This window comes from Paeniglutamicibacter sp. NPDC012692 (genome assembly GCF_042901625.1).
In the GTDB taxonomy this organism is placed as follows: Bacteria; Actinomycetota; Actinomycetes; order Actinomycetales; family Micrococcaceae; genus Paeniglutamicibacter.
On the sequence record NZ_JBIBDE010000001.1, the window covers coordinates 953,782 to 979,988 of the forward strand.

The following is a 26,207-nucleotide window of genomic DNA, read 5'->3' on the forward strand; positions in this document are numbered from 1 at the left end:
CGGCGATCTGCGATCCAGTGCTCACCCATTCTCTTCGTGAAGACTGTGAATGTCAGCGGCAAGTGGCGGTGTTCAGGTATCTCTCCGGCCGCGGGACGACGCGACCGATGCCGCCACGATTGCCGCGTCGAGGCCCACTCCGAACATGAGCGCGGAACGCCGGACCCGCATGAAGTGCACGCCGCAGAAGAACAGCCCGGGATTCGGGCTCGTTCCGGCGTCGGTGATCGGAAAGCCCATGTCGTCACAAACCGGGAGCTCGATCCATCGGTAATCCGGCCTGAAGCCCGTGGTGTAGATGACCACCCCGATGTCGTGGAGGTCGACCTCCGTCACCGGGTCGTAACGGAACGGATCCGCAATCGGCAACTCGGGCACGGCGTACCCCCGTGTCGGGAGTTCGCTGGCGAGGAGGGCGCGCCACTCGGCCCAGCGCGCGTCGCCAAAGGCCACCGACGCGCCCAGGTCATCAACGAATGAAGCGCGGTGCCCGTTGACGCCGGCCAGACGCCCCAACAGAACGACGCCGAGCCGTTGCAGCGTGCGGAAGTGGAGGTCGCGACCACCGCCAGCGCCCGTGGTCTGCGGGTTCGCCAGCAGTCGGCCCGCGGGTGACGGCAAGGAGTTCAACGGCTGGTCGAAGAAGCCAATACGGGCAAGCCACGTGATCGTGTCAACGTCATCCAGCCGTCTGGGCACCCAGGGCGCGCGACCGCAGGACAAGAACACCTCGCGCCCGGCCAGGAAGAGTTCCTCGGCCAGTTGGCAGCCGGTCTGCCCGCTCCCGATCACCAAGACCTTGCCGGCTGGGAGTTCAGCGGGGTTGCGATACTCGAGCGCATCGATCACCGGCATCCCGGGCGGCAGTACGCCGGTGGGTGGCCGGTACGGCTTCTGGAACGAACCGGTGCAGACGACGACGTTGTTCGCGGCTATCCGACCGAGCGATGTGGCCAGTTCAAAACGCGAACCGCTCGCGGCCCGCAGCGAGTCGACGTCCACTCCCTCCCGGACCGGCGCGTCCCAGGTCGAGCGATAATTCTCGAGGTAGCTGATGATCTCGTCTCGCGACACGTGGCCCTCGGGGTCCGGGCCGGCGTACGGAGTCCCCGGCAGGTCCATGGTCCAGTTGGGTGTCACCAACGAGAAGCTGTCCCACCGGTCGCGCCACGCCTGCGCGACCCGAGACCGCTCGAGAACCACATGCTCGACGCCGCGAACACCGAGTTCGCGACTGACGGCGAGGCCAGCCTGCCCGGCTCCGATGATGACCGTGTCGATGTGTTCCGACATCGCATCCCCTCTCACGTCGAGGCTGCTTCGACGATCAGGATCGCCAGCGTCGGCGCGGTTCCCGGAGTTCGACCCAAGGAGCGCGCCGCGGGGGCCCGCGGCCCAGCCCGCACGGCGTCGATGGCGGCCTCGCCACGTCGCCGGGTGCGGATCGCTCGACGGTCTTGCCCGTCATGCACGAGGCGTGTGTTCAAGAACCCGTCCGGGACATCTTGCGCCAGGATTGCCTGGTACACCGATACGACGGCTCCGGCCCGCTCGACCGGAACTTCAGCGCTCGTGATGGTGACGATCTGCTTGCTCAAGGAATGACCTCCCGAGCCCCGGACAGGATGCCGCATTCAGCTGACGGAGCGCCCAAGGCTTAATTTTCATACTGGCACCGCCACAGGTACACCACAAGAGGTTCCCCAGATGGACGCAGCCGTGGGGCCGCATCTGGGCAAATGACGATATGGAGGAGTACATGCGGTCGCTGGCTAGCGGCATTTTCAGCACCATCGGCCCAGGTATCGGTGGTGTTGGCACTCGCCGGCTTCCTACGACCCAGTCACCGACCAGATGGCAGAAGTGGAGGTCGTTCGCGCTCCAGGGGATGCAGTGGTCGTGGTGGAAGGCATGACCCCGATGGTCGGGGGCCGGACGAATGATGCCGTAACAATGGATTTGCCGGAGACGTGTTGATCTACCGCAAGGACGGTTGCACCCAGCTTGTTGCCCCGTTGCAGTCAGTTAGGCCACTCAAGGATCCCTCGCGTTGGAGGTTTCAGGGACGCCCGGCGCGTCCTGGGCGTCAGTGCGTGGCCTCCGCGACCAGGCGATGGGGTCCGTGTCAGGCGGTGGGGTCCGTGTCAGGCGGTGCCGTCGTTGGGGTCCTGCCAACCCTCGCGCTTCTTGAGTAGTTCGATGTCCTCTTCCTCAAGCTGCCCGGGCTCGATGTCGGCCGTGCAGTACTTGCACTTGATGGCGTCGATGGCCACGAATTCCTTGCAGTACGGGCATTCCTGCTGGCCCTGGGCACGGAAGTTGCCCATGCCAAAACGCTTGAGGAGCTTGACGATCCCGAACAAGACAACCGCCAGCAGCAGGAACCGGATCAGCACAGTGAGGAAACTGCCGTACCTGATTTCGGCGTTGTTGAGAGTGAAGCTCAGCGCCGTGAAGTCCGGGGTGCCAAAGATTGCTGCCACGAGCTGCAGGAGGATGTCGTTGGCCAGGCTCTCCACCAGGGCAGCAAATGCGATTCCGATGATGAAGCCAAGGGCAAGGTCAAACATGTTGCCGCCCATGGCAAAGGCTTTGAATTCTTTCCACATATTCGACATGGCACGATGCTAGCCCTCCCGGGGCCGCAACGGGAGGCCCCCTAAGGTCGGGACTCGGTCCCCGTCTGCAATCCCGAGAGGTGCTGGCGGCCAGCCGACCGGGCAGCGGCCCTGCAGCCAGCACGGGATGATGTAGCACGTGGCGACTGCGCACAAGACCACAGGTTCCCAAATTCCGGCGATGACCAATGAGGTCGCCAGAAAACAGAACGACAGCAGCTCCGGTTCCTCTTCTGGTGGCGTGATTTTTCACTAATCGCATTGGCAGGCCTGATGCCCAACGGAAGGATGGCTTACGGTCCACCACTGCCTGCCTGACGTAACTTCTGGTCTGGCGATTCCACCAGTGCCTTGAGGCTGATTCATCCGCCTTGTGGGTCCGGCATCATCCTGCCCCCTTGCCATGGCTGAGTAGGAAGTAGGACGAATCGCTGGTCCTCACCTTCAGCCAGGGTTCCGACGGGACACTCGTGCCAACAAGCGGTTGGGCTCATGCCACACGCGACATTCCTGCCCTTGCATGAGGCTTGAGAGCCATGCTTGGGGCATGGGATGCCTGCATTGTCCTGCTCTATTGCCGGATCGTGTCCGTCAAGGAAAGGTCTTCGACATTCACGCGGGCAATGGAAAGGTCCCGGTTCAACACATACGCCCGGTTTTGGTCAGCACTGAACACAATTGCCTGGCGGGGCTCCTTGAACCCATTGAGCGTCTTCACGACGGTGTTCTCGGTGACGTCGATGACGTCGATTGTGTTGTCGGCCTTGTTGCTGGCAAAAAGGGTCGTGCCGTCCGGCGATAGGGCGGCACCGTACGGTTCGCGACCGACTTCGATTTCGTTCGTTACCTCCCCGTTCCGTACGTCGACCACGGAGATGCTGTTGCGCCCGCTGTTGGCGGCAAACAGGGTGTTCCCGTCAGCGGTCACCGAGATTCCCCGGATCTTGGAGAATCCGGTCAGTTCGCGGAGAACCTGCCTGCTGTCGGCGTCGACAACGGTGACCTTGTCACCCTCGAAGTTCGTCACAAAGACACGTTTTCCATCCGGGGACACCTTGATGCCTTGCCGCGGCCGGGAAAAGCCGGTGATCACGTCGGTCGGCTTCCGCGCCTCGAGATCGACAACCGTGACGGAGCTATGTGCCTGGTTGTTTACATAGAGGGTCTTTCCATCCGGACTCACCGCTGTTCCGAATGCTCCCGGTCCAACCACTACTTCATCCTGCAGCGTACAGTCATCCGTGCTGTAAAAACGGAGGGTGCCGAGGCTGCTGTCGGAGACGACAAATTGCGAGCCTTCATTGATAAACACAATGTTTCGCGGCGTGCCAAAGCCATCAATCTTCTTGCGCAGCCCACCTGCGGCCAGGTCATAGACCAGGAGCGATTTTTCGCGGCTATCCGAGACCACCGCGGTCTTCTCATCCGGGCTCACGGCAAGGGAGTTGTTGGTAATGTCGGCGTCAAAGGCGGTTCCGCCGTCTCCGGCAACCACCGGATCCGAACTGGCGGCAGCATCGGTGGACTGGTAGGTTGCGCCATTGGCCGTGTCTGATGCGGCGCCGCAGCCGGTGAGTGACAGCGCGATCAGGGATAGCGCCGCCGTGGTCGTTCCGATTCGTTTGTGCATAAAGCGTGGCTCCTCTGTGGGTCTATTTTGCGGCCAGGCGCGACGCCCGAGGCACACCGGAAAATCCGGTTGACGTGCCTGGCCGGTTCAGGCAGGAGCGCATTCGTGGCAACTCCCTGCCGAAGAACCAGACGATTGCGCCCAACACCCCCCAGAGCAGCCGGCCACAGCGGGAATTCGACGGTTACTGGTTTCGTCGTGGTTCTTCCTCGGCTCGGCTGGCAGATGGATAAGGGAATGTTGCGGCGCCAAAGACCGGCTCCAGAGAGTAAGACGCGGGATTGGGCCGCATCGTTCACTTGCAAAAAATTCTCTCCGCCGCACCAGGGCCATTCGGGATCCGTTCAATGCGCAGGGTGGACCCCGGGGGTCGACATGCCCACGCCGAGGGCGGGCCACGGTGGCCGTGCAAAAGCTTCCGAGGTTACCGGAAAACACGCCTTGGGCGCGCCCGCACCTGTCTGCATCCGGATGCGGGACGCCACCTAGATCCTGACGGGAGCGTCCGGTTCCATCCGGTGCACGCGGTGCGCGGTGGCGTTCATGAACGCCTCATCGTGGCTAGCGAACAGCACCGCGCCGCCGCGCTCCAAGACTGACCCGATCGCCGCGTGCAGCCGGGCCATCCCGTCCGCATCCAGCGCCTCGGTCGGCTCGTCGAGCAACAAGACCATCGGCTCCCGCACCAGCACCGTGGCCAGGGCGACCAGCCTGCGGGCCGAGGCCGGCAACTCGTAGGGATGGGTCTCCGACTCGTCCGCCAGCCCCAACGAGGCCAACACCTCAGGGACCCGCGCGGCCCGGGGACCACGCTTGGGAAGGCCGAACGAGACCTCGCGACGGACCGTCCGTTCGAACAGCTGGTCGACCGGATTCTGCAGCAGCAGGCCCACGGATCCCCCCGGGGATCCGTTCCCGGTCACGTTTCCGGCGCCGGGTCGCATCAGGCCGGCGGCGGCCTTGAGCACAGTGGTCTTGCCGGTCCCGTTCGGACCGGCAAGCGCAACGCATTCCCCGGCCCGCAGCTGCAGGTCCAGGCCGGCCACCACGGGCGTGGCGGAACCCGGGTAGCCGAGGTCGGCACCCGTGAACTCGAGCAGTGCGGGTGCGTCGGGCACCGGTCGTCGCCCCGGAGAGGTTGAGACGGGTGTCGTGAATGCGGCCGCCGTGTCCCACACCTCGTGGCAACGGCCATCGCGCAGGAACAGCACCCTGTCGGCACCGACCGCCAGCCGGTCCATGAAGCGGGTAAGCAGCACCACCGCGGTGCCCCCGGAGCGCAGCCGGTCCACCAGTGCCGAGACCCGGGCCGCGGCCGCGGTGTCCAGGCCGGCCAGCGGCTCGTCGAGCACCAGCACCGGCGCCTCGCCCAGCGCGAGGGCGGCCAGCGCCACCAGGCGTTCCTGCCCTCCGGAAAGCTTGCCGGGGTCGCGGCCCATCAGCTGGTGCAGTCCCAGCCGGTCCGCGAGCGCGGCGATCCGCTCACGCATCTGCGCGCGCGGCACCCCCGCGTTCTCCAGGCCCAGGGCCAGTTCCTCCTCCACGGTCTCGCGCACCCCGGAGAGGTAATGCCGGGCGTCCTGGGGCAGCATCCCGACCTGGCGGGCCCACCCCACCGGATCGATGCGCACGTTGCTGCCGGCGCCGTGGCGGATCTGCCGCCCGGCCAGGGTCAGCGTCGCCTCCAGCTCGTCGCCGTCGTGCCGCGGCAGCATCCCGGCCAGCACCGCACCGAGCGTGGACTTGCCGGACCCGGAGTCCCCCACGATGGCAGTCAGCGATCCCGGCGCCAGGGACAGGTCGACCCCGGCGAGCGTGTCGATCGCGGCCCCGTGGTAGCGGAACCTCGCCAGGTCCACCCCGAGCACCGCGGTGTCCTGCGCGCTCATGCCAGTCCCGCCCACGTCGGGGTCAGGACGGCCAGCGGACCCAGGACGACGCACGCCAGGGCAATCCAGCGCAGCCGCAGCTGGGCGGCCGAATCCGGGACGGAACGCAAACGGGTGTGCGCACCGGCCGCGGGGAAGCCGCGTGCGGCCAGGTGGGCCGCACGGTCCGCGGAATCCTGCAGGGAGGAGAGCACCAGCGGCACTGCGCGCAGGGTGACGCGCCGCCACCAGCCCCGGATCCCGGTCCCGGTGGCGGCGCCGCGCAGCGCCTGTGCCTCGCCGATGGCCCGCTGCCGGTCGGCCATCCGGGGCAGCAGGGAGAGCGTTGCCGCCAGCAGGTAGCCCAGCTGGGGCGGGGCCGGCGAGAGGTCGACCGCGGCGACCAGGTCGTGCCGGTCGATGAGCAGCGTGCACAGCAGCCCGGCGACCACCAGGACCGCGGTGCGCAGCCCCAGCTGGCCGGTGGTCGCCAGCCCCTCGGCGGTGATCCGCAGCGGGCCTGCCGCGGCCAGCACGTGGCTGCCGGTGGTGTCGACCATCCCGTGGATGAGCAGCTGGGATCCCCAGGCGGGCAGCAGGATGGCGGCGGCGAGCCCCGCCAGTTTCCGGGCGCGGCGGGCCCACGCGGCCAGCAGCAGGCACCCGAGCAGCACGGCGCAGCTGAGCCACCAGCGGCCGGCGGCCGTGGTGGTTGCCGTGACGGCGGCGGCGAGGCTCAGCACGGTGAAGGGGTGCAGCGGAGCTGTGCGGGGCCGGGGCATTGGCTAGCGGGAGCTGCGGCTGCCGAGCACGCGGTAGCGGCGCACGAAGGCGAAGCTTGCGGTCAGGCGTCCGGGCAGCGCGTAGATGAGCAGCGCGGCAAGAAGGAAGACGATGGCCTTGTCCCCCGGGTCGGAGATCAGCGCCTGCTTGGTCACGGCGGAGAGCAGCGAGTCGCCCATGGAGCGGAACGCGGCGACCACGGCGCCGGTGCCGACGCCCGAGGTGCCGCCGAAGACGAAGGCCGCGACCGGGGCGGAAACCACGCCGACCAGCACGCCGGCGGCAAGGCCGGCGACCGGTGCCAGGTAGGGGCGGCGCAGCGCGCCGAAGCGGGCGGCGGTGCCGGCCAGGAAGCCGACCAGTGCGGCGCCGGCCGCGAAGGGCAGCACCGTCGGGTTGAACAGCGACCAGATGAGCGTGCCGAGCACGCCGGTGGCGGCCCCGGCCCGGCGCCCGGCCAGGAAGCCGACCAGCACGGTGCCCAGCGAGTCCAGGTACAGCGGGACCATCACGGAGCCGACGAACTGGCCCAGCACGATGTTCAGCGCCAGCGCCACGGGGATCAGGGTGAGCGTGGAGACCGGCAGCTCGGGAAGCACGGCGGCCAGGAGCAGGAGCGCGGCGACCAGGTAGGCGGCGAAGGTCGCCAACGCCACGGAAGCCCCGAGGCCGTCCGTGAGTCCGGCGGGCTGGGTCAGCACCAGGGTGGCGTAGGTGCCGGCGAGCAACAGGGCTCCGGCCGCGGCCATCAGGCGGCGGCGCAGCGGGGTCCCGGCGGCGGTCTCGGGCAGGGTCAGGTTCGGTGACATGGGGGAATTCCTCGGATGCAAAGACGCCAGCGGGAACACCGGTGGCGCCGGGGAGTGTGATCGACGGGCCTATGTCACCTTGACCCGGACAACGATTCTAGCCGACGTGCGCACACTCCCCCGGCCGCCCGACTTCTCAGTCGGCCGCCTCCAACCTCCGGGCCAGCGCACCGAGCCGATCGACGAGCTCGGCGAACCCGGTGTCCGGGTCGTTCCAGGACACCACGTGCGCGTTCGCCGGCTTGCCCCACAGCGAGCGGAAGTCCGCCACGGTGGTCCCGAACAGCAACTTGGATTCGGTTTCGACGTCCACGGTCGCCAGGCGGGTGCGGTGCTGCAGGGTCCCCGCGGCGATCCCGGCGGCGAAGAAATCGTGCACGTGGGCGATGTAGCCCTGGTCGTAGAGGCGGTGGAACTCGAAGTAGAAGCGCAGCGCGTCGGAGAGGTAGCGCACCAGCGGGTTGGAGGCGGTGCTGCGCTTCCCCTCCGGGTCACCGGCAAGCACGACCTCGGGTTCGGCGCAGCCGGCCGCCGCGGCCAGGTCCGTCAGCAGCGACGGCTGCATCTCGAAGCGCTCGGTGGTGTCCAGCGAGCAGACGATCGGCAGCTTCGCCGCATCAAGCCCGGCCTCGGCGGCGGCCGTGTAGGCGGCGAAGACCTCTGCCGCGGCGTGCGGATCCACGTGCATGTTCCACTCCGCTGTCGGGGTCGTGTTGCCCTGGTAGTAGAAGGCGCCGCCCATGATCACGACCTTCCCGAGCAGCCACGGAAGCCGCGGTTCGCGGCGCAGGGCCAGCGCAAAGTTGGTCAGCGGTGCGGTCAGCAGGGCCGTCAGTTCCCCGGGGTTGGCGCGGGCTGCCTCGATCCAGTGGTCGACGGCGTCGCGCTCCCCCGACCCCGGATCGGCCGGTCCGGGGTCGGGCAGCGTGGCGTAGCCGACCCCCTGCGGGCCATGGGTTTCCGGGGTGGTGACCAGCGGGACGCGCAGCGGTTCCCGCGCCCCGATCAGCACCGGCACCTGCGGCTGCCCGCACAGCGCCAGCAGGGCCCGGTTGTTCGCGGCGACCTGGTCGGCGTCGACGTTGCCCGGCGTGGCGGTGATCGCGACGATCTCCACGTGCGGGCACGCGGCCAGATAGGCAAGAGCGAGCGCGTCGTCGATCCCGGTGTCGTTGTCGAGCAGGATCCGGACGCGTGGCGGTGTCAGTGGCGGGTTCATGGGCTAGAACAGCGCGATCTTGGGGATCTTGGGGAAGATCTCGTCGAGCTCCGCCAGGTCCTCGGGTCCCGGTGTCCAGGAGACCGCGCGCGCATTCTGCTCGACCTGCTCGGGCAGGGTCGCCCCGGCTATCACGCTGGCAACGCTCGGCTGTGCGGCCAGCCAGGAGAACGCGACCTCGAGCTCGTTGAAGCCGCGCTCCCGGGCAAAGTCGGAGAAGCGGCGCAGTTGGCCGAAGTCGACGGTGTGCATCAGGTGTTGCCGCGCGTGGGTCAACCGGCTGCCTTCCGGCGCCTGCCCCGAGGAGTACTTGCCGGTCAGCAACCCGTTGGCCAGCGGGAAGTACGGCAACAGGCCCAGCCCGAAAGCCTCCGCGGCCGGGGTGACCTCGAGTTCGGCGCGGCGGTCGAGCAGGTTGTAGTGGTTTTGGGTGGAGACGAAGCGCTCGCCGCCCTGCAGCCGGGCGGTGAACTCCGCCTCGGCAATCTGCCAGCCCGCGCGGTTGGAGTGCCCGATGTAGCGCACCTTGCCGGCCCGCACCAGGTCGTCGAGCGCGGCAAGCGTCTCGGCGATCGGGGTTTGTGCATCGGGGGTGTGGAATTGGTACAGGTCGATGTAGTCGGTTCCCAATCGCGTCAGGGACGCCTCGACCGCACGGATGACGTACCTGCGCGAACCGCGGGCCCCGAAGTCGTTGCCGTTGGCCCCATTCATGTCCAGGCCGAACTTGGTGCCGATCACGACCTCGTCGCGGCGCGACCCCAGCGCCTTGCCGAGCATGATTTCCGAGAGGCCGGGCTCCATGCCGTAGACATCCGCGACGTCGAAGAATGTGATTCCGGACTCAAGTGCGGCATTGACGACCGCGTCCGTTCCGTCCTGTGTCTGAGTGGCGGTCCCGGCCCGACCCAGGTTGTTGCAACCCAATCCGACGACCGAAACCGCCAGCCCGGAATTGCCCAAACGTCGATGCTCCACCGTACTCATAAGGATTCATCCCTTCAAATATTTATGCATTCACAGTTTCTCGCACGGGCGTCGCCGGCGAGGACCGGGGACCACAGCCCCCAGAAAATTCAAGCACGGCCCGCGCCCGGCGGCACAGTGTGTCACCGATCAGTCTTGCCGAGTTCTCCGGAAACGCCCAATGACCCTATAGGATGGGGAACATGTCTAAAGTCCTCACCTCCCTGCCCGTTGGCGAACGCGTAGGTATCGCGTTCTCCGGTGGCCTCGATACGTCCGTTGCAGTTGCCTGGATGCGTGAAAAGGGTGCCATTCCCTACACGTACACCGGCGACCTTGGTCAGTACGATGAACCGAATATTGATGCAGTCCCGGGCCGCGCCCTGGAGTACGGTGCGGAAGCCGCGCGCCTTGTCGACTGCAAGCCGGCACTGGTTGAAGAGGGCCTTGTTGCCCTGGCCTGTGGCGCCTTCCACATCCGCTCCGGCGGAAAGTCCTACTTCAACACCACCCCGCTGGGCCGCGCCGTAACCGGCACCCTGCTGGTTCGCGCCATGCGCGAGGACGGCGTTGACGTCTGGGGCGACGGCTCCACCTACAAGGGCAACGACATCGAGCGCTTCTACCGCTACGGTCTGCTCTCCAACCCGAAGCTGCGCATCTACAAGCCTTGGCTGGACCCGGCATTCGTCGCCGAACTCGGCGGCCGCCAGGAGATGAGCGAATGGCTCGTTGAGCGCAACTTCCCGTACCGCGACTCGGCCGAAAAGGCCTACTCCACCGACGCCAACATCTGGGGCGCAACGCACGAGGCCAAGACCCTCGAGCTGCTGAGCACCTCGCTGGAATCGGTTGAGCCGATCATGGGCGTGCGCTACTGGGACGAGTCGGTCGAGGTCAAGACCGAAGACGTCTCGATCACCTTCGAGGCCGGCCGCCCGGTCGCCATCAACGGCGTCGAGTTCGCCAACGCCGTGGCGCTGGTCGACGAAGCCAACAAGATCGGTGGCCGTCACGGCCTGGGCATGAGCGACCAGATCGAAAACCGCATCATCGAGGCCAAGAGCCGCGGCATCTACGAGGCACCGGCCATGGCCCTGCTTCACATTGCCTACGAGCGCCTGCTCAATGCCATCCACAACGAAGACACCGTGGCCAACTACCACGCAGAGGGCCGCCGCCTGGGCCGCCTGATGTACGAAGGCCGCTGGCTGGACCCGCAGGCCCTGATGCTGCGCGAATCGCTGCAGCGTTGGGTCGGCTCGGCCGTCACCGGCACCGTCACCGTGCGCCTGCGCCGCGGCGACGACTACACGGTCCTGGACACCGTGGGCCCGAACCTCAGCTACCACCCGGACAAGCTGTCCATGGAGCGCGTTGGCGACTCGGCCTTCGGCCCGTTGGACCGCATCGGCCAGCTGACCATGCGCAACCTGGACATCGCCGATTCCCGCTCGCGTCTTGAGCAGTACGCCACCCAGGGCCTGCTGGGCAACAAGACCGTCGAACTCGTCGGCAAGCTGGAAGCAGGCGGAGCCTCGGCGATCGTCGACGCCGAAGCAGCTGACGCCGACGAACTGGCCCAGGACCGCTCGCTGGAGCGCGCCGCCTTTGATTCGGGAACCGACTAGGCACTAGCCTTGTTGGCGCAGGACTGACGTACAAAGGGCCTTGTTCATCCCCGGGAAACCGGGAATGAACAAGGCCCTTTCGCATGCGCAACGCATACATATGCGAAAGGGCCGGGTGCTGCAACGAATTTCTCGTTGCAGCACCCGGCCCACCGGCGCTTGTGAAAGCGAGCCCTACGAAAGGGAGAAGGTGCCCTTGGCCGGCAACGGGTGTGCCTGCTTGAGGTTTTCCAGTCCGTCGAACGGCGCGGTGGCGATGGAGAGCTTGGTGAAGTCCAGCTTCGCCTCGCGCAGGCAGGTCTTGATGGCCGAGACCGCACGCTTGGGCTCCGGGGACAGGATGCGGATGTTGAGCTTGCGCGGTGCGTAGTCCGAGGACTCGACGGTGCCCAGGCCGCGCCAGGCCAGGTGGCCCGTCAGGGCTTCCTTGGCGGTGGTTTCCAGGTACTTGTCGCGGTCGGTGCCCTCGACGGACTTCAGCGTGTACTGCACGATGACCCAGTACTGGTCGGCTTCGGTCAGCGGCAGGAAGCCGTCCTCGGTGCACTGTTCGGTGAAGGCGTCGAGCAGGCCTTGGGCGGTCGCCTCGGTGACGTCCTTGGCGGTCTCGGTCTTGGACTGGTGGCCGACGGTGCCGTGGTTGACGACGAACTGTCCCAGCTCTTCACCCTCGTACTGGGAGAACCAGGCTTCGCGGAAATTCAGGGTGCCGTCTTCGTCGCGGCGGTAAGTGCGAACAATTGACATGTGGTGGTGCTCCTTTAGCGGGATGTTGCGTCGGAATATGCGGCGCGGCCGCGGGTAAACCAAGCGGTCATGGTGTCGTCAAAGGGCGCGTGCCCGGTGCCGACCAGATTCAGTAGTGATGCTGCTTCATTCTCGATGGCCGCCACCAGCTCCTGGGGGTAGGCCATCTGCGCCGAGTGCTCGGCAAATTCGTCTTGGTCGTCCAGATAGACACCGCGTTCCCGGGATTCGATGACATCCAGGTCCATGTCCACGGAGTTCACTTCCCATCCCCCGCGGGGCAGCCCGCGCCAACCGATGTGGGATGACAGGTCCAGGTAGATGCGCAGGTCCTCGACGGCCGGGTCGTCGTAGAACGTGCCGACCCAGTACCCGGTGTGCGGCACCAGGCACACCGCGTCGGTGTCCGCCCAGTGCCCGTGGCCGGGACGCGAGACAAGCGATCCCGCGGGTTGGTAGATCCAGTGGCCGTGGAGGTCCTTGCCCAGGTAGTAGCCGGGAACGACCCAGTGGGGCTGCCCGTCGTACTTCCAGGCGCGGGCCACCACGATGTCGCCGACCGCGGCGTTCGCCGGGTCGCGTGGAAGGTCTGCGGGGATCACCGCTGCCGGCTTCATACCTGCGGGATCTGTCCGGTGGGCAGTTCCTGGCCGGGCAGCGGGCGGGCGAACGGCACCTTGGTGCCCAGCACCTGCGCCAGGGTGTCGTTGGCGATCTGCGCCGCACTCAAGCCCACGCGGTCCATGACCTCGCTGCGGGTTCCGTGGGCCAGGAACTCGGTGGGCAGGCCGACCTCGTTCAGGGCGGTGTCGACACCTGCCGCGCGCATTTCCTGGCGGATCCGGGAGCCCACGCCGCCGGCGCGCACGCCGTCCTCGACGCAGACGACGATGCGGTGGCGGGCTGCCAGGCCGATGATCGAGCGCGGCACCGGAAGCACCCAGCGCGGGTCCACGACCGTGACGGAGACGCCCTGGGCGTTCAGCCGGCCCGCGACATCCAGGCAGAGCTCGCTCATGGCGCCGACCGAGACGATCAGCACGTCGCGTTCCTCGCCGGAGCCGAGCTTCGCGAGCACGTCGACTCCGTCGTGCAGCCGCTCGAGGGCAACGATTTCCGGCCCGACCTCTCCCTTGGAGAAGCGGACGACGGTCGGCGCGTCCTTGATGGCGACGGCCTCGCGCAATTCCTCGCGCAGACGCACCGCGTCGCGCGGGGCGGCCAGGTGCACGCCGGGAATAATCTGCATCAGGGCCATGTCCCACATGCCGTGGTGGCTTGGCCCGTCCGGACCGGTCACGCCTGCGCGGTCCAGGATGACCGTGACGCCGGCCTTGTGGAGCGCCACGTCCATGAGCAGCTGGTCGAAGGCGCGGTTCAGGAAGGTCGCGTAGATGCAGACCACCGGGTGCAGCCCGCCGAAGGCAAGGCCGGCGGCGGAGGTCATGGCGTGCTGTTCGGCGATGCCGACATCCAGCACGCGGTCCGGGTGCCGTTCGGACATGGCCTTGAGTCCCACCGGCTGGAGCATGGCCCCGGTGATGGCCACGATGTCCTCGCGGTCGTCGGCGATGTCCGCGATTTCCTCGCCGAAGACGGAGGTCCAGGAGCGTGCGGAGGCCTTCTTCAGCGGCTCGCCGGTTTCCGGGTCGATGACCCCGACGGCGTGGAACTGGTCGGCCTCGTCGGCGCGGGCCGGCGCGTAGCCGCGGCCCTTTTCGGTCAGCACGTGGACGATCACCGGTCCGGAGAAGTGCTTGGCCTGCTGCAGGGCCTCTTCGACGGCTGCCTGGTTGTGCCCGTCGATGGGGCCCAGGTACTTCATGCCGAGGTCCTCGAAAAGCCCCTGCGGAGCCCACCAGTCCTTGACGCCCTTCTTGGTGGCGTGCAGCGACTTGTAGGCGAACTGGCCCACGGCGCCCGAGTCCTTCAGGCGGTCCTTGAGCTTGTCCATGGTGTGTTCGTAGGCCGGAAGCGTGCGGAACTTGTCGAGCTGGCGGCGAAGGCCCGCGAGCTGGTCCGCCAGGCCGCCGATGGTCGGCGCGTAGGAGCGGCCGTTGTCGTTGACGACGATGACCACGCGGCGGTCCTTGTCGGCGGCGATGTTGTTCACGGCCTCCCAGGCCATGCCGCCGGTCAGCGCACCGTCGCCGACCAGGGCCACGACGTAGCGGTCCGATTCGCCGGTGAGCTTGCGGGCGCGGGAAATCCCGTCGGCCCAGGAAAGGGAGGAGGACGCGTGCGAGGACTCGACGATGTCGTGCACGGACTCGGCGCGTTCCGGGTATCCGGAGAGCCCGCCCTGCTGGCGCAACGTGGAGAAGTCCCGGCGGCCCGTCACCAGCTTGTGCACGTAGGACTGGTGCCCGGTGTCGAAGATGATGGAATCGCGCGGGGACTCGAAGATCCGGTGGATGCCGAGCGTCAGCTCGACGACGCCGAGATTGGGGCCCAGGTGCCCGCCGGTGCGTGCCACGTTGTCGATGAGGAACGTCCGGATCTCCTCGGCAAGCTGGTGCATTTCGGCCATGTTCAAACCCTGCAGGTCGCGTGGATCGTTGATGGCCTGAAGCAATGACACGGAGGCGGTCCTTTCGAAGTGACAAATACCCGTTCAATCTTACCGCTCTGGATTTGCCTCCGGGGCAACATAGCGGCGGATGCCACAGTGGCACGCGGCACCAGCGTGGCAGGCCTGCGTAAGATCGTGGGGCACGAATGCTCGCTTTCCCGATTCAACGTAGAGGATGAAGCCCCGAATGAACTCCCAAGACAGCACTGCACAGCCAACGGTCCTGTTCGTATGCAACACCAACGGCGGCAAGTCGCAAATGGCAGCCGCCCTGCTGCGCCGGGCCGCCGGGGACGGCGTCCGCGTGGAATCGGCGGGACTCATCCCGGCCCACCACGTCAACGAGCTGGCCGCGGACGTGGTCCTCGAGGCAGGGGCGGACATGCGTGCCGAGGTTCCGTCGGCGTTGACCGAGGAGCGCCTGAGGGCGGCAGACCGGGTCATCATCGTGGGCGAGGCCCGGATCCCGGAACTGGAGGGCGTCGAGATGGAACGTTGGATTCCCGCCCCGGCACCGAAGGAACTCGCCACCGAGCGCGAACGCATGGAGTTCCTGCGCGACGACCTTGCGGCGCGGGTCGCGTCGTTGAACGAGGGACTCGGCCAGGCAGGCAGCTGATCCGCCCGTGGCCATTGCGTGATCCGTAATTTTCCGTAAGCTGGCCTCGTGGCCAACAAGTGCCACGTCCCCTGGGATTCTCCGGCGGTCCAAGGTGCATCCCACGCCCGCAAGGATCATTGCCCATGCGATTCCATGCCCTGTCCGTCGCCGCCGTGCTGGCGCTGGCTCTGGTTGTTCCGGCACCGGCTGTCGCCGCCGGGCAGCCGGCCGGCCCCGCGTTCTCAGTCTCCGTGGCGGCAGCGCCGCAACCGGCCGCCGCGCAAACGCTTCCCCGGCACCGGTACGAAGCCCTCCGGAAGACCAGCCTGCGCTCCTCGCCCAGCAAGGGCACCATCGTGGCAGTCGTGGCCCGGGGCAAGGAACTGTCCTCCACCGGGCGGACCAGCGGCAAATACGTCCAGCTCTCCAGGGCGGGAAAGACCGGCTGGGCCGCATCCACCGATATCCGGCGAGCCATCGTGGCCAAGTACCAGACCTCCTCCGCAATCCCGCTGTATGCCTCGGCCTGTTCAACGAGGCAACTGGCGAAGGTCCCTGCCGACTACACGCTGGGCACCCGGACCAATGCCAGGTCCAACGGGCGGGTCAAGGTCGAGTACGCGGGCAAGTCCGGGTGGATCCGCTCCTCCCGCGTTGCCAAGGTTTCCCTGGGGGTTCCGATCGGCAAGCTGGGCTGGAAGGCCTCCGCGGCAAAGAACATCGCCAAGTGGTGCAAGGGGGTGCCGCTGTCGGTCGGAGCGAACAAGCCCAACATGGCCGAGGCCAGCGGCCGGATCGGCCACATGAATGAGCTGATCACCCTGGACACCAGCGGCTTCGGCGGCAAAAAACTCGACCCGAACCACCCCATGGCCGTTGCCGTCCAGTACCACGAGTGCGCCCACATCCTGCAGTACCGGACCTACAAGTACGACTTTGCCAAGCTGGATCGACGTATGGACGCCGTGTACGGGAAGCCCCGGGTCGCCGACGGGGCCGAGCACATGGCCGATTGCATGGCCGTCGCCATGGGGGCCAAGCTCACGGGCTCCGAGTACGATCCCGGATCGGGGAATACCCTCACGTGGTGGGCGGGATATGGCGGGAAATGCAGCTCCCATCACCTGGCCGCCGCCCGGAAGGTCATTGCCGGCCAGCAAGTCTGACCGACCGTCAACGAAGTACGGGCCACAGAAAATAATGCGGGCAACCCCGACCCTTCGTACTCCTCGTGGCCGGCCCGGCGGATCGCGAAACCCCGGCATGATGCAGCACTCCCGGCCCCATTGCCTTCAAGGTTCCGGGGGCGCTTGTGCTTCAAGGAGGTCTACGCTCAGGTACATGGAGCCTTCATCGAACGGCCAACATGTTCCCGCGGCTGATAGTGGCGCTGGTGGGACAGGCGCGAGTTTCCGTGCCGAGCTTGACAGCAAACGCTACGATGTCGTCGACGAGAACTGGGCCGGCGCTGTTCCCGCGCAGTACGGAGTTGCCCCGCGGATCCGGATCGGCCACGGCAAGTGGTTCAACCTCTTGTGGCTGATCCCCATCGGATTGGTGCTGCTGGTAGTCGGCATCGCCGTCGCGAAGGGCATCCGCGAGCTCCCCGCCGTGCAAGATTTTATGCACCGCTACCCGGGCACCTCTGGGCTGCCTGAGAACGCACCCGTCGGGCTCCCTGCATGGCTGGGCTGGCAGCACTTCATGAACCTGTTCCTGATGACTTTCATCATTCGGTCCGGGGCGACCATCATGGCCGACCATCCCCGGCTCTACTGGACCAGGCACTCAACACCGGGCAAGGAATGGTTTCGCGTCCAGAAACCTGTACCGACGGATCCTCTGTACACAGCCAAGCAAGACTCGATCACGTTGCCCGACGGTGTCGGGCTGCCCGGGCGGCGCCACTCCATCGGCCTGGCCCGTTGGTGGCACCTCGGGATAGACACCTTGTGGCTGCTGAACGGGATCGTCTTTTACGTGCTGATCTTTTCCACCGGCCAATGGATGAGGCTGGTGCCGTCGGGCTGGGACGTCATCCCGAACTCCGCCTCGGTTGCCCTCCAATACTTGTCCTTGGACTGGCCGGTGGAAACGGGCTGGGTGAACTACAACGACCTCCAGCTGGTGGCGTACTTCGTCACCGTGTTCATCGCCGCGCCTGCGGCACTGATCACTGGATTGGGGATGTCACCTGCCCTTTCAACCCGGTTCCGTTCCATCAGCACCGCGTTCAGCATCCAGATGGCCCGTTCCCTGCACTTTCTGGTGCTCTGCTGGTTCGTCATGTTCATAGTCGTTCACGTGACGCTGGTGCTGACCACCGGAGCGCTGCGCAACCTTAACCACATGTACGCCTCCCAAGACAGCGACTCGTGGGCGGGTTTCTGGATCTTTGCAGCCTCGATGGTTCTGGTGGTTGCGGCGTGGGTGGCGGCCACACCCTTGACGTACCGGCGTCCGCGGGTTGTGCAGAAAGTTGGCTATGCCCTGATCGGCCCGGCCCAGCGCCTGTTCGAACACATCGACTCGAGGCCCGGCCAATATACCGAGAAGGACATTTCCCCGTACTTCTGGCACAACGGCAAATACCCGGAAACCGAGGAATACAAAAAGCTTGAGAGCGGCGATTTCGATAACTACAAACTGCGCGTCAACGGGCTCGTCGAGAATCCCCTGGAGCTGAGCCTCAAGCAATTGCGGGCTCTACCCCATCATGAGCAGATCACCCAGCACTTTTGCATTCAAGGCTGGTCCGGAGTCGCAAAATGGGGAGGTGTCTCCATGCAGACCATCCTTGACCTCGCCAAGCCCAAGCCGGAGGCCAAATGGGTGATCTTCTATTCCTTCGCGGCCGGGCCCGATGGCGGAATTTATTATGACGCACAACCCATTGAGCAGATGGGTTACAAGCTGACAATGTTGGCGTACGACATGAACGACGAAGCACTCCCGTTCGGACACGGAGCGCCGCTTCGCCTCCGCAACGAAACCCAGCTCGGCTTCAAGCTCGTCAAGTGGATAAAGGGAATCGAGTTCGTGGAGAGGTTCGACGAGGTCGGCGGAGGACTTGGCGGTTACAACAACGACCACGAGTTCTTCGGCTACCGCCAATCAATCTAGGGCCATGGGCACGGGTAGCCGGAGGGCAGGAACCTCGGGCGTAGGTCCCCGCGCCAAGTAATTTTCCGGAGACGCCCGCCCGGGATAGCCGCTCCACTTACGTGGCCAACGCTTCACCAGCGAAGCGGTTTTCATAGGTCAACATGGGATTGGTTTGTCGTGCTCAACAGACGAAATCTGCCAACGGTCCTGTCAGTCGAGCTCGTCGTCATGCGCGCGGCGCTCAGCCGGCGGGGCATTTCGGCGCCCTTGTCGTTTCCTTGCACCAAAGAAGTATCCGTAGAGCAAGTAGGCAACCACGCCGATGATGACCAAAATTGCCAGCACGACCAAATGCCAGCTCTGCAGCCCGTCCATATCATCTCCACCCGTGCTTGAGGATGCTTTTCTCGAGGCTAGCAGCGGTACCGCTTTAAAAGCCGCAAGGGCGGGTCGACTTGGAGAATTTCCAAGCCGGCCCGCCCTTGCGTGCGTCGGTCTTCGCTACCTGGTTAGTTGGCGGAGATCTGGCGCAGGACGTACTGCAGGATGCCGCCGTTGCGGTAGTAGTCCGCTTCGCCCGGGGTGTCGATGCGCAGGACCGCGTCGAAGGAGACGGTCTTGCCGTCTTCCGCCACGGCGGTGACCTTCAGGGTCTTGGGGGTGGTGCCGTTGTTGAGTTCGGTCACTCCCTCGACGGAGAAGGTCTCGGTGCCGGTCAGGCCCAGGGTGTCGGCGTTCTCGCCGGCCGGGAACTGCAGCGGAAGAACGCCCATGCCGATGAGGTTCGAGCGGTGGATGCGCTCGAACGACTCGGTGATGACGGCCTTGACGCCCAGCAACGCGGTGCCCTTGGCGGCCCAGTCGCGCGAGGAGCCCGAGCCGTATTCCTTGCCACCGAGGACGACCAGCGGGGTGCCGGCTTCCTTGTAGTTCTGCGCCGCGTCGTAGACGTAGGCCTGCGGGGCGCCTTCCTGGGTGAAGTCGCGGGTGAAGCCACCCTCGATGCCGTCCAGGAGCTGGTTCTTGATGCGGATGTTCGCGAACGTGCCGCGGATCATGACCTCGTGGTTGCCGCGGCGCGAGCCGTAGGAGTTGAAGTCCTTGCGATCCACGCCGTTGGCCAGCAGGTACTTGCCGGCCGGGGTGTCCGACTTGAAGGAACCGGCCGGGGAGATGTGGTCGGTGGTGACCGAATCGCCCAGCTTCAGCAGCACGCGGGCGCCGGAGATGTCCTCAACCGGTGCCGGGGTCGCGGTCATGCCCTCGAAGTATGGTGGCTTCCGGACGTAGGTCGAATCCTCCGCCCATTCGAAGGTGTTGCCCGCCGGGGTGTCCAGCGCCTTCCAGCGATCGTCGCCGTCGAAGACACCCTCGTAGCCCTTGGCGAACATGCCCTCGTCGATCGACGAATCGATGGTTGCCTGGACCTCGAGCGGGGTCGGCCAGATGTCCTTGAGGAACACCTCGTTGCCGTCCGTGTCGGTTCCCAGGGAATCGGTTTCGAAGTCGAAGTCCATGGTGCCGGCCAGGGCGTAGGCGATGACCAACGGCGGGGAAGCCAGGTAGTTCATCTTCACGTCCGGGTTGATGCGGCCTTCGAAGTTGCGGTTGCCCGAGAGCACCGCGGTGGCCGCGAGGTCGTTGGCCTGGATGGCCTCGGAGATCTCGGCGTCCAGCGGGCCGGAGTTGCCGATGCAGGTTGCGCAGCCGTAGCCCACGACGAAGAAGCCGAGCTTCTCCAGGTACGGCAGCAGGCCGGACTTCTCGTAGTACTCGGTGACGACCTTCGAGCCCGGGGCGACCGAGGTCTTGACCCATGGCTTGGAGGTCAGGCCCTTCTCAACGGCCTTGCGTGCCAGCAGTGCCGCGGCAAGCATGACCGAAGGGTTGGACGTGTTGGTGCACGAGGTGATCGAGGCGATGGAAACCAGGCCGTGGTCGATCGAGAACGTGGTGCCGTCCGCCTTGCTGACCTCGACCGAGGTGGAGGGGCGGCCGATGTTCAGCTCGTCGGCGGCGCCTGCGGCGTAGTTGTGGATGTCCTTGCGGAACTGTTCCTTGGCGCTGGAGAGCTCGATGCGGTCCTGCGGACGCTTCGGGCCGGCGATCGACGGAACCACGGTGGACAGGTCCAGTTCCAGGAACTCCGAGAAACGGATCTCGCGCTCGGCATCGTGCCACATGCCCTGTTCCTTGGCGTAGGCCTCCACGAGGGCCACGTTCTCGGCCGAGCGGCCGGTCAGGCGCAGGTAGTCAAGGGTGACGTCATCGATCGGGAACATGGCCGCGGTGGAACCGAATTCCGGGGACATGTTGCCGATGGTGGCGCGGTTTGCCAGCGGAACCTGGGCAACGCCCTGGCCGTAGAACTCGACGAACTTGCCGACGACACCGTGCTTGCGCAGCATTTCGGTGATGGTCAGCACGACGTCGGTTGCGGTGGCGCCTGCCGGGATCGAGCCGTTGAGCTTGAAGCCGACAACGCGCGGGATCAGCATGGAAACCGGCTGGCCGAGCATTGCTGCCTCGGCCTCGATGCCGCCAACGCCCCAGCCCAGCACGCCCATGCCGTTGACCATGGTGGTGTGGGAGTCGGTGCCGACGCAGGTGTCCGGGTAAGCGCGCAGCACGCCGCCGACCTCGCGGGTCATCACGGTGCGTGCCAGGAATTCGATGTTGACCTGGTGCACAATGCCGGTTCCCGGGGGAACGACCTTGAAGTCGTCGAATGCGGTCTGGCCCCAGCGCAGGAACTGGTAACGCTCCCCGTTGCGCTGGTACTCGATTTCCATGTTGCGCTCGAGCGCGCCGGCGTTGCCGGCGACGTCGATCTGCACGGAGTGGTCGATGACCATTTCGGCAGGTGCGAGCGGGTTCACACGGGTCGGATCGCCGCCGAGTTCCTTCACGGCTTCGCGCATCGTGGCAAGGTCAACGATGCACGGAACACCGGTGAAGTCCTGCATGATGACGCGGGCCGGGGTGAACTGAATCTCGGTGTTCGGTTCGGCGTTTGCATCCCACTGGCCAATTGCATTGACGTGGTCCGCGGTGATGTTCGCACCGTCTTCGGTGCGAAGCAGGTTCTCCAAAAGAACCTTGAGGCTGTACGGAAGGCTTTGCGCACCTTCTACTGCGTTCAGCCGGAAAATTTCATATTCGTTGCCATCGACGTCCAGTACGCCTTTGGCCCCAAAGCTGTCCACATTGCTCATTGGGACTCCTCTCGCCAGATTCTCATCTTCGTTGCACGCGTGCACCCGATTCCAGTTAGGATTCCCTAACTGAGTTCGTCGTGCGTTGGTTCGCGGCAGAGCTATAGACAGTCTATCCCCCACACGCGCGAAGACCCCGCCGACCCGACACGTTCGGGTCGAACGGAGTCACATCCACGACTAGCGGCGCTCGAAAAGGCCCACGGTTTCCATGTGGTGCGTGTGCGGGTAGAGGTCGATCACGTCGACCTCGCTCAGCCGGAAACCTGCGGCAACCAGGTCCGCGGTGTCGCGCGCGAACGACGCGGGATCGCAGGAAACGTAGGAGATCTTCTTGGCGCCCGAGCGGACCATCGCGGAGACCGCCGCCTTGCCGGCGCCGGTGCGCGGCGGATCGAGCACGATCGAATCCAGCTTGGTCTTGCGGGTGTTCAGCTCACGGGACAGCGTCTTCTCGACGCGCCCCTGCGAGATGACGGCCTGCGGGAATTCGCGCAGGTTCTTCACGGCGTCCTTGCTGGTGCCCGGGGCACCCTCTATGGACAGGACCATTCCGTCGTCCCCGACGGCCTTGGCCAGCGGGGCGCTGAAGAGCCCGGCACCGGCGTACAGGTCGGCAACGCGGGCCCCGTAGCCCGGGGCCAGATGGGCCATGACGCGCTCGACCAGGGTGGCCGGCGCCAGGCGGTGGATCTGCCAGAAGCCCTCGCCGGTGATCCGGTAGTCGTGCCCTGCCACCGACTCGGAGAGCCAGGTGCGGCCGCGCAGGCGCTGCAGCTCGCCGCGGCCGTCGGCAACGGAGCCGCCGACCTGGGTGACGGAGGCGGCGGACGCCCATTCCGGAAGGCGCTTGGCCGCACGGCCCGCGGCGCCCGCGTGCGTGCCGTCCTCGACGAAGAGCACCAGCACGCCGGCGTCCCGGCCGGAACCGACGGCAACCTCGACGCGACTGATGCCCAGCAGCGGCAGCTCCCAGAGCTTGAGCTCGTTGACCTTCGGGTGCGCCAGCGGCATTTCCTTGACCGGGATCAGGTCGTTGGAGCGGAACGGGCTCATGGCCAGGCGACCCTTGGAGTCGACGGCGAACGCCGTGCGGGTGCGCCAGCCCAGCGCGTCCTCGCTCTCGCCCTCGGGGGCGCGCACGCCGGTGAACCCGTGTTCGGCGGCGTCGAGCTTGCCCAGGCGTTCCATCTGCTCGAGGAAGACCTGGCCCTTGATCTCGCGCTGGGCCTCGAGGGTCATGTGGCCGAACTCTGCCCCGCCCACCGGGAGGATGCCGCGATCGGCGGCGCGCAGGGAATCGGCGGCGGCCCAGAAATGCGGCACGCGGTGCTCGGAGGCCTCGTGGACCTCGATGACGTCGCCGCGCCAGAAGCGGGACTTCTCCCCCGAGTCACGCAGGGCGATGCTGACCTCTTCGCCGGGAATGCCGTGGCGGACAAAGATCACCCGGCCCTCGTGGCGGGCGACGCTGTGTCCGCCGTGGGCTGCAGCGCCGAGGCGTACTCGCAGGATGTTCGTGTCGGTGCTCATGGGGTTCATTCTTTCGCGTTGGAAACCGGCGGTATTGCCGAAATGGTCTTGTGGCCCGGGGAGGCCTGCTCGGTGGATCCGCCGTAGGCGGCCGCGTCCGAGGACGAGAGGCGCCACGGGACGGAGGCCACGACGACGCCGGGCTCGTAGTGCAGGCGGTTCTTGATGCGCACCGCCGTCTGGTTGTGCACCAGCTGCTCCCACCAGCGGCCCACCACGTACTCGGGGATGTAGACGACGATCAGGTCGCGCGGGGAATCGCGCTTGATGGAGCGGATGTATTCGATCAGCGGCGGGGCGATCTCGCGGTAGGGGGAGGCCAGCACCGTGATGGGAACCGGGATGCCCAGGCGCTCCCACTCGGCGACGCTCGCCTCGGTCTGCTCGGAATCGGCGTCCACCACGATCGCGTCCAGCTTGGAGGGCCTCGAGGCGCGGGCGAAGGCCACGGCGCGCAGCACCGGCTTGCGCACCGTGGACACCAGCACCAGCGCGTGCACGCGCGCCGGCAGCGCGGTGGGCGACTGCCCGGTGTCGATGGCCAGCTCCGCGTCGACGGCGACGTAGTGCCGGTGCAGCGAATCCATCAGGGCGTACAGCACCACGATGCCCAGCACGGCCAGCCATGCCCCGTGGATGAGCCGGGTCCCGAGCACGATGGCCAGCACCGCGGCGGTGAGCACGAAGCCCACCAGGTTCAGTAGGCGCGAGCGCCGGATGCGGGCGCGCAGCCGCTTGTCCGGGGTCATCGCCAACGCGCGCCCCCAGTGCTTGATCATGCCCAGCTGGCTGAGCGTGAAGGAGACGAAGACGCCCACCACGTAGAGCTGGATCAGCGTCTGCACGTGGGCGTTGAACAACCAGATCAGCGCGATGGCCGCGAAGGCCAGCGAGAGGATGCCGTTGGAGAACCCGAGCCGGTCGCCGCGCGTGCGCAGCTGGCGCGGCAGGTAGCCGTCCGTGGCCAGGTGCGAGGCCAGGTTCGGGAAGGAATTGAAGGCGGTGTGCGATGCGACAAGCAGCACCGCGACGGTCAGCAGGACGATGGCGAAGAAGCCGACCGATCCCCCGCCGAAGATCGCGTGGGCCAGCTGGCCGAGCACCGGGTGCTGGATGTAGTCTGCGGGAACCGGCCCGCCGTCCAGCCGCAGGCCCGTGGCGGGGTTCTCCACCACGTGCACGTTCACCGCCCGGGCCAGGTACATGGTCCCGAGCGTCAGCACCGCGGCGATGAGCCCCAACATCAGCAACAGGGCCGCGGCGTTCTTGGCCTTGGGTTCGGCCAGGGTGTGCACGTTGGAGATCGGGACCTCGACGCCGGTCAACGCCGCCGAACCGGTGGAGAAGGCACGCAGCACCAGCAGGATCCCGGCCACGCCGGTGAGCCCGTGCGGGTAGGCCGGGTCGGGGACGACCTCGAAGCCCGCGCTCGGGGCCGCGCCCAGGTTTCCCGTCGCCGCAAAGATCCCGCCGAGGGCCAGCATCAGCAGCAGCGTGCCGATGAACAGGTACACGGGCGCGGCATTGGCCAGGCGCGAACGCCCCCGGCCGCGCAGGTTCAGCAGCGTGAGGATGACGACGCCGGCCGTGGCGATCCAGGCTTGCTTCCCGGCCAGCGCGGGGAACGCGGCGATCACGTAGTGGGCGGCGGAGGAGATCGACACCGCCACGGTGAGCACGAAGTCGACAAGCAGCGCCGCGGCAACCGTGGTCCCGGCCTTGGGCCCCAGGTTCACCGACGCGATCTCGTAGTCGCCCCGCCCCGACGGGTAGGCCTTCACCGACTGCCGGTAGGAGGCGATGATCACAAACATGACGACCATGATGACCAGCCCCACGGTCGGCGAGATCCTCGTGGCGGTGACCCCGGCCAGGGCCAGGGTCAGCATCACCTCGTCCGGGGCATAGGCGATGGATGACAGCCCCGAGGCCGCGAATACGGGCAGGGCAAGGCGTTTACGCAGCGGCGCCTGCTTCAGGCGCTCTGTCCTAAACGGGCGCCCCACCAGAATCCGCTTGACGGCGTCGAGGAATGAAAGCACGATCCAAAGTTAGCCGCTTTGACCCGCCCTGTCATACACAGCACCGCGGGACCGAACGTGAAGAATCCCGCATCGACCCGCTTTTCCATGAAAGACTGGGTCCCTGGCGGCCGCGTCCGGGGGCCAACCCCGGGAGGCAGCCGCAGGTTTGTCGGTGTTCCACCAAGGAAAAGGCAGGGTCGGGCGCGTGGCGCATTTTGTCATTATGGGTTGCGGCAGGGTCGGGGTCACGTTGGCCCACACCCTGGATGATGCGGGGCATTCGGTGGCGATCATCGACCAGGATGATGCGGCCTTCCGCAGGCTCCGCCGGAACTTCTCCGGGACCAAGGTCTCGGGCGTCGGCTTCGACCGGGACACCCTGGAACGGGCGAACATCTCCCAGGCCTACGCCTTCGCCGCGGTGTCCAGCGGCGACAACTCAAACATCCTGGCCACCCGCGTCGCCCGGGAGACCTACCACGTCCCGCACGTCGTCGCCCGGATCTACGACCCGGGACGGGCCGAGATCTACCAGCGCCTGGGCATTCCCACGGTTGCCGCCGTGCGCTGGAGCAGCGACCAGGTGCTGCGCCGCATCCTTCCCGAGCACGCCCTGCGCGGGGACTTCCGCGAGGCCTCGGGCCGGCTGATGCTGGGCGAGGTCAACGTCCACGAGGGCTGGTTCGGCCATGCGCTGGAAGACCTTGAAGCAGCGGCCCCGATCCGCATCGCCTACCTCTCGCGTTTCGGCGAGGGTATGTTGCCCGTGCCTGGCACGCGACTGCAGCAGGGTGACATCGTCCACGCCATGATGCCCGTGGATGCCACCAGCGAAATCGAAAAAGCCCTGTCCACCGCGCCGAACCCAGTCACGGAGTAGACACCC

General features: G+C 66.5%; 21 protein-coding genes. 5 read left to right on the forward strand and 16 right to left on the reverse strand.

The features are described from left to right. Positions 1-72: 72 nt before the first annotated feature. The 9 genes from ACFY5D_RS04445 to ACFY5D_RS04485 form a co-directional block, all read right to left on the reverse strand. Positions 73-1,293 carry an NAD(P)-binding domain-containing protein gene (locus ACFY5D_RS04445; RefSeq protein WP_387525559.1) on the reverse strand — a complete coding sequence of 407 codons (1,221 nt, stop codon included), beginning with the start codon at positions 1,291-1,293 and terminating at the stop codon, positions 73-75. Between the two features lie 11 nt (positions 1,294-1,304). Next, positions 1,305-1,598 (reverse strand): hypothetical protein, encoded by a 294-nt coding sequence (locus ACFY5D_RS04450; protein ID WP_387525562.1) that lies wholly within the window; start codon positions 1,596-1,598, stop codon positions 1,305-1,307. A 546-nt stretch (positions 1,599-2,144) separates the two neighbouring features. Next, on the reverse strand, positions 2,145-2,618 hold the full coding sequence (mscL, locus tag ACFY5D_RS04455) for a large conductance mechanosensitive channel protein MscL (protein ID WP_387525565.1): 474 nt from the start codon (positions 2,616-2,618) through the stop codon (positions 2,145-2,147). Between the two features lie 571 nt (positions 2,619-3,189). Next, complete coding sequence (locus ACFY5D_RS04460; protein ID WP_387525568.1) at positions 3,190-4,248, reverse strand: YncE family protein; 1,059 nt, start codon at positions 4,246-4,248, stop codon at positions 3,190-3,192. Between the two features lie 485 nt (positions 4,249-4,733). Further along, positions 4,734-6,137, reverse strand: coding sequence for an ABC transporter ATP-binding protein (locus ACFY5D_RS04465; RefSeq protein ID WP_387525571.1), 1,404 nt, complete (start codon positions 6,135-6,137; stop codon positions 4,734-4,736). Next, positions 6,134-6,898, reverse strand: coding sequence for an energy-coupling factor transporter transmembrane component T family protein (locus ACFY5D_RS04470; RefSeq protein WP_387525574.1), 765 nt, complete (start codon positions 6,896-6,898; stop codon positions 6,134-6,136). Before ACFY5D_RS04470 ends, ACFY5D_RS04465 begins: the two co-directional genes overlap by 4 nt. 3 nt (positions 6,899-6,901) lie before the next feature. Next, on the reverse strand, positions 6,902-7,708 hold the full coding sequence (locus ACFY5D_RS04475) for an ECF transporter S component (protein ID WP_387525577.1): 807 nt from the start codon (positions 7,706-7,708) through the stop codon (positions 6,902-6,904). Between the two features lie 136 nt (positions 7,709-7,844). Then, positions 7,845-8,927, reverse strand: coding sequence for a nucleoside hydrolase (locus ACFY5D_RS04480; RefSeq protein ID WP_387525579.1), 1,083 nt, complete (start codon positions 8,925-8,927; stop codon positions 7,845-7,847). A gap of 3 nt (positions 8,928-8,930) precedes the next feature. Further along, positions 8,931-9,914, reverse strand: coding sequence for an aldo/keto reductase (locus ACFY5D_RS04485; RefSeq protein ID WP_387525582.1), 984 nt, complete (start codon positions 9,912-9,914; stop codon positions 8,931-8,933). Between the two features lie 182 nt (positions 9,915-10,096). Here ACFY5D_RS04485 and argG point away from each other — a divergent pair, with 182 nt between their 5' ends. Continuing rightward, positions 10,097-11,524 (forward strand): argininosuccinate synthase, encoded by a 1,428-nt coding sequence (gene argG / locus ACFY5D_RS04490; protein ID WP_387525585.1) that lies wholly within the window; start codon positions 10,097-10,099, stop codon positions 11,522-11,524. 174 nt (positions 11,525-11,698) lie between these two features. On the opposite strand, the gene ACFY5D_RS04495 is transcribed toward argG, so the two are convergent. The 3 genes from ACFY5D_RS04495 to dxs are packed head-to-tail and all read right to left on the reverse strand — an operon-like array spanning position 11,699 to position 14,852. Continuing rightward, the gene (locus tag ACFY5D_RS04495) at positions 11,699-12,271 is read right to left on the reverse strand and encodes a hypothetical protein (RefSeq protein ID WP_387525587.1); all 573 of its coding nucleotides are present in this window, start codon (positions 12,269-12,271) and stop codon (positions 11,699-11,701) included. Positions 12,272-12,285: 14 nt separating this feature from the next. After that, complete coding sequence (locus ACFY5D_RS04500) at positions 12,286-12,888, reverse strand: DUF402 domain-containing protein (protein WP_387525590.1); 603 nt, start codon at positions 12,886-12,888, stop codon at positions 12,286-12,288. Beyond that, on the reverse strand, positions 12,885-14,852 hold the full coding sequence (dxs, locus tag ACFY5D_RS04505; protein WP_387525593.1) for a 1-deoxy-D-xylulose-5-phosphate synthase: 1,968 nt from the start codon (positions 14,850-14,852) through the stop codon (positions 12,885-12,887). The genes ACFY5D_RS04500 and dxs overlap by 4 nt, the downstream gene beginning before the upstream one ends. A 178-nt stretch (positions 14,853-15,030) precedes the next feature. On the opposite strand from dxs, the gene ACFY5D_RS04510 reads away from it, so the two are divergent. From ACFY5D_RS04510 to ACFY5D_RS04520, 3 genes are all read left to right on the forward strand, one after another. After that, a complete protein-coding gene (locus ACFY5D_RS04510; protein WP_387525596.1) occupies positions 15,031-15,462 on the forward strand; it encodes a low molecular weight phosphatase family protein in 432 nt (143 codons plus the stop codon). A 125-nt stretch (positions 15,463-15,587) separates the two neighbouring features. Next, entirely contained in the window at positions 15,588-16,610 is a 1,023-nt protein-coding gene (locus ACFY5D_RS04515) for a hypothetical protein (protein ID WP_387525599.1), read from the forward strand. Positions 16,611-16,707: 97 nt separating this feature from the next. After that, positions 16,708-18,567, forward strand: coding sequence for a molybdopterin-dependent oxidoreductase (locus ACFY5D_RS04520; protein ID WP_387525602.1), 1,860 nt, complete (start codon positions 16,708-16,710; stop codon positions 18,565-18,567). Positions 18,568-18,759: 192 nt separating this feature from the next. On the opposite strand, the gene ACFY5D_RS04525 is transcribed toward ACFY5D_RS04520, so the two are convergent. From ACFY5D_RS04525 to ACFY5D_RS04540, 4 genes are all read right to left on the reverse strand, one after another. Continuing rightward, complete coding sequence (locus ACFY5D_RS04525) at positions 18,760-18,924, reverse strand: hypothetical protein (RefSeq protein ID WP_387525605.1); 165 nt, start codon at positions 18,922-18,924, stop codon at positions 18,760-18,762. 134 nt (positions 18,925-19,058) lie between these two features. Beyond that, positions 19,059-21,764 carry an aconitate hydratase AcnA gene (gene acnA, locus ACFY5D_RS04530; RefSeq protein WP_387525608.1) on the reverse strand — a complete coding sequence of 902 codons (2,706 nt, stop codon included), beginning with the start codon at positions 21,762-21,764 and terminating at the stop codon, positions 19,059-19,061. Between the two features lie 180 nt (positions 21,765-21,944). After that, positions 21,945-23,297: a class I SAM-dependent RNA methyltransferase gene (locus ACFY5D_RS04535; protein ID WP_387525611.1), complete on the reverse strand. Its 1,353-nt coding sequence runs from the start codon at positions 23,295-23,297 to the stop codon at positions 21,945-21,947. Between the two features lie 5 nt (positions 23,298-23,302). Then, positions 23,303-25,339, reverse strand: coding sequence for an APC family permease (locus ACFY5D_RS04540; protein WP_387525614.1), 2,037 nt, complete (start codon positions 25,337-25,339; stop codon positions 23,303-23,305). Positions 25,340-25,526: 187 nt separating this feature from the next. On the opposite strand from ACFY5D_RS04540, the gene ACFY5D_RS04545 reads away from it, so the two are divergent. Then, positions 25,527-26,201 carry a potassium channel family protein gene (locus ACFY5D_RS04545; RefSeq protein WP_387525617.1) on the forward strand — a complete coding sequence of 225 codons (675 nt, stop codon included), beginning with the start codon at positions 25,527-25,529 and terminating at the stop codon, positions 26,199-26,201. Positions 26,202-26,207: the final 6 nt, after the last annotated feature.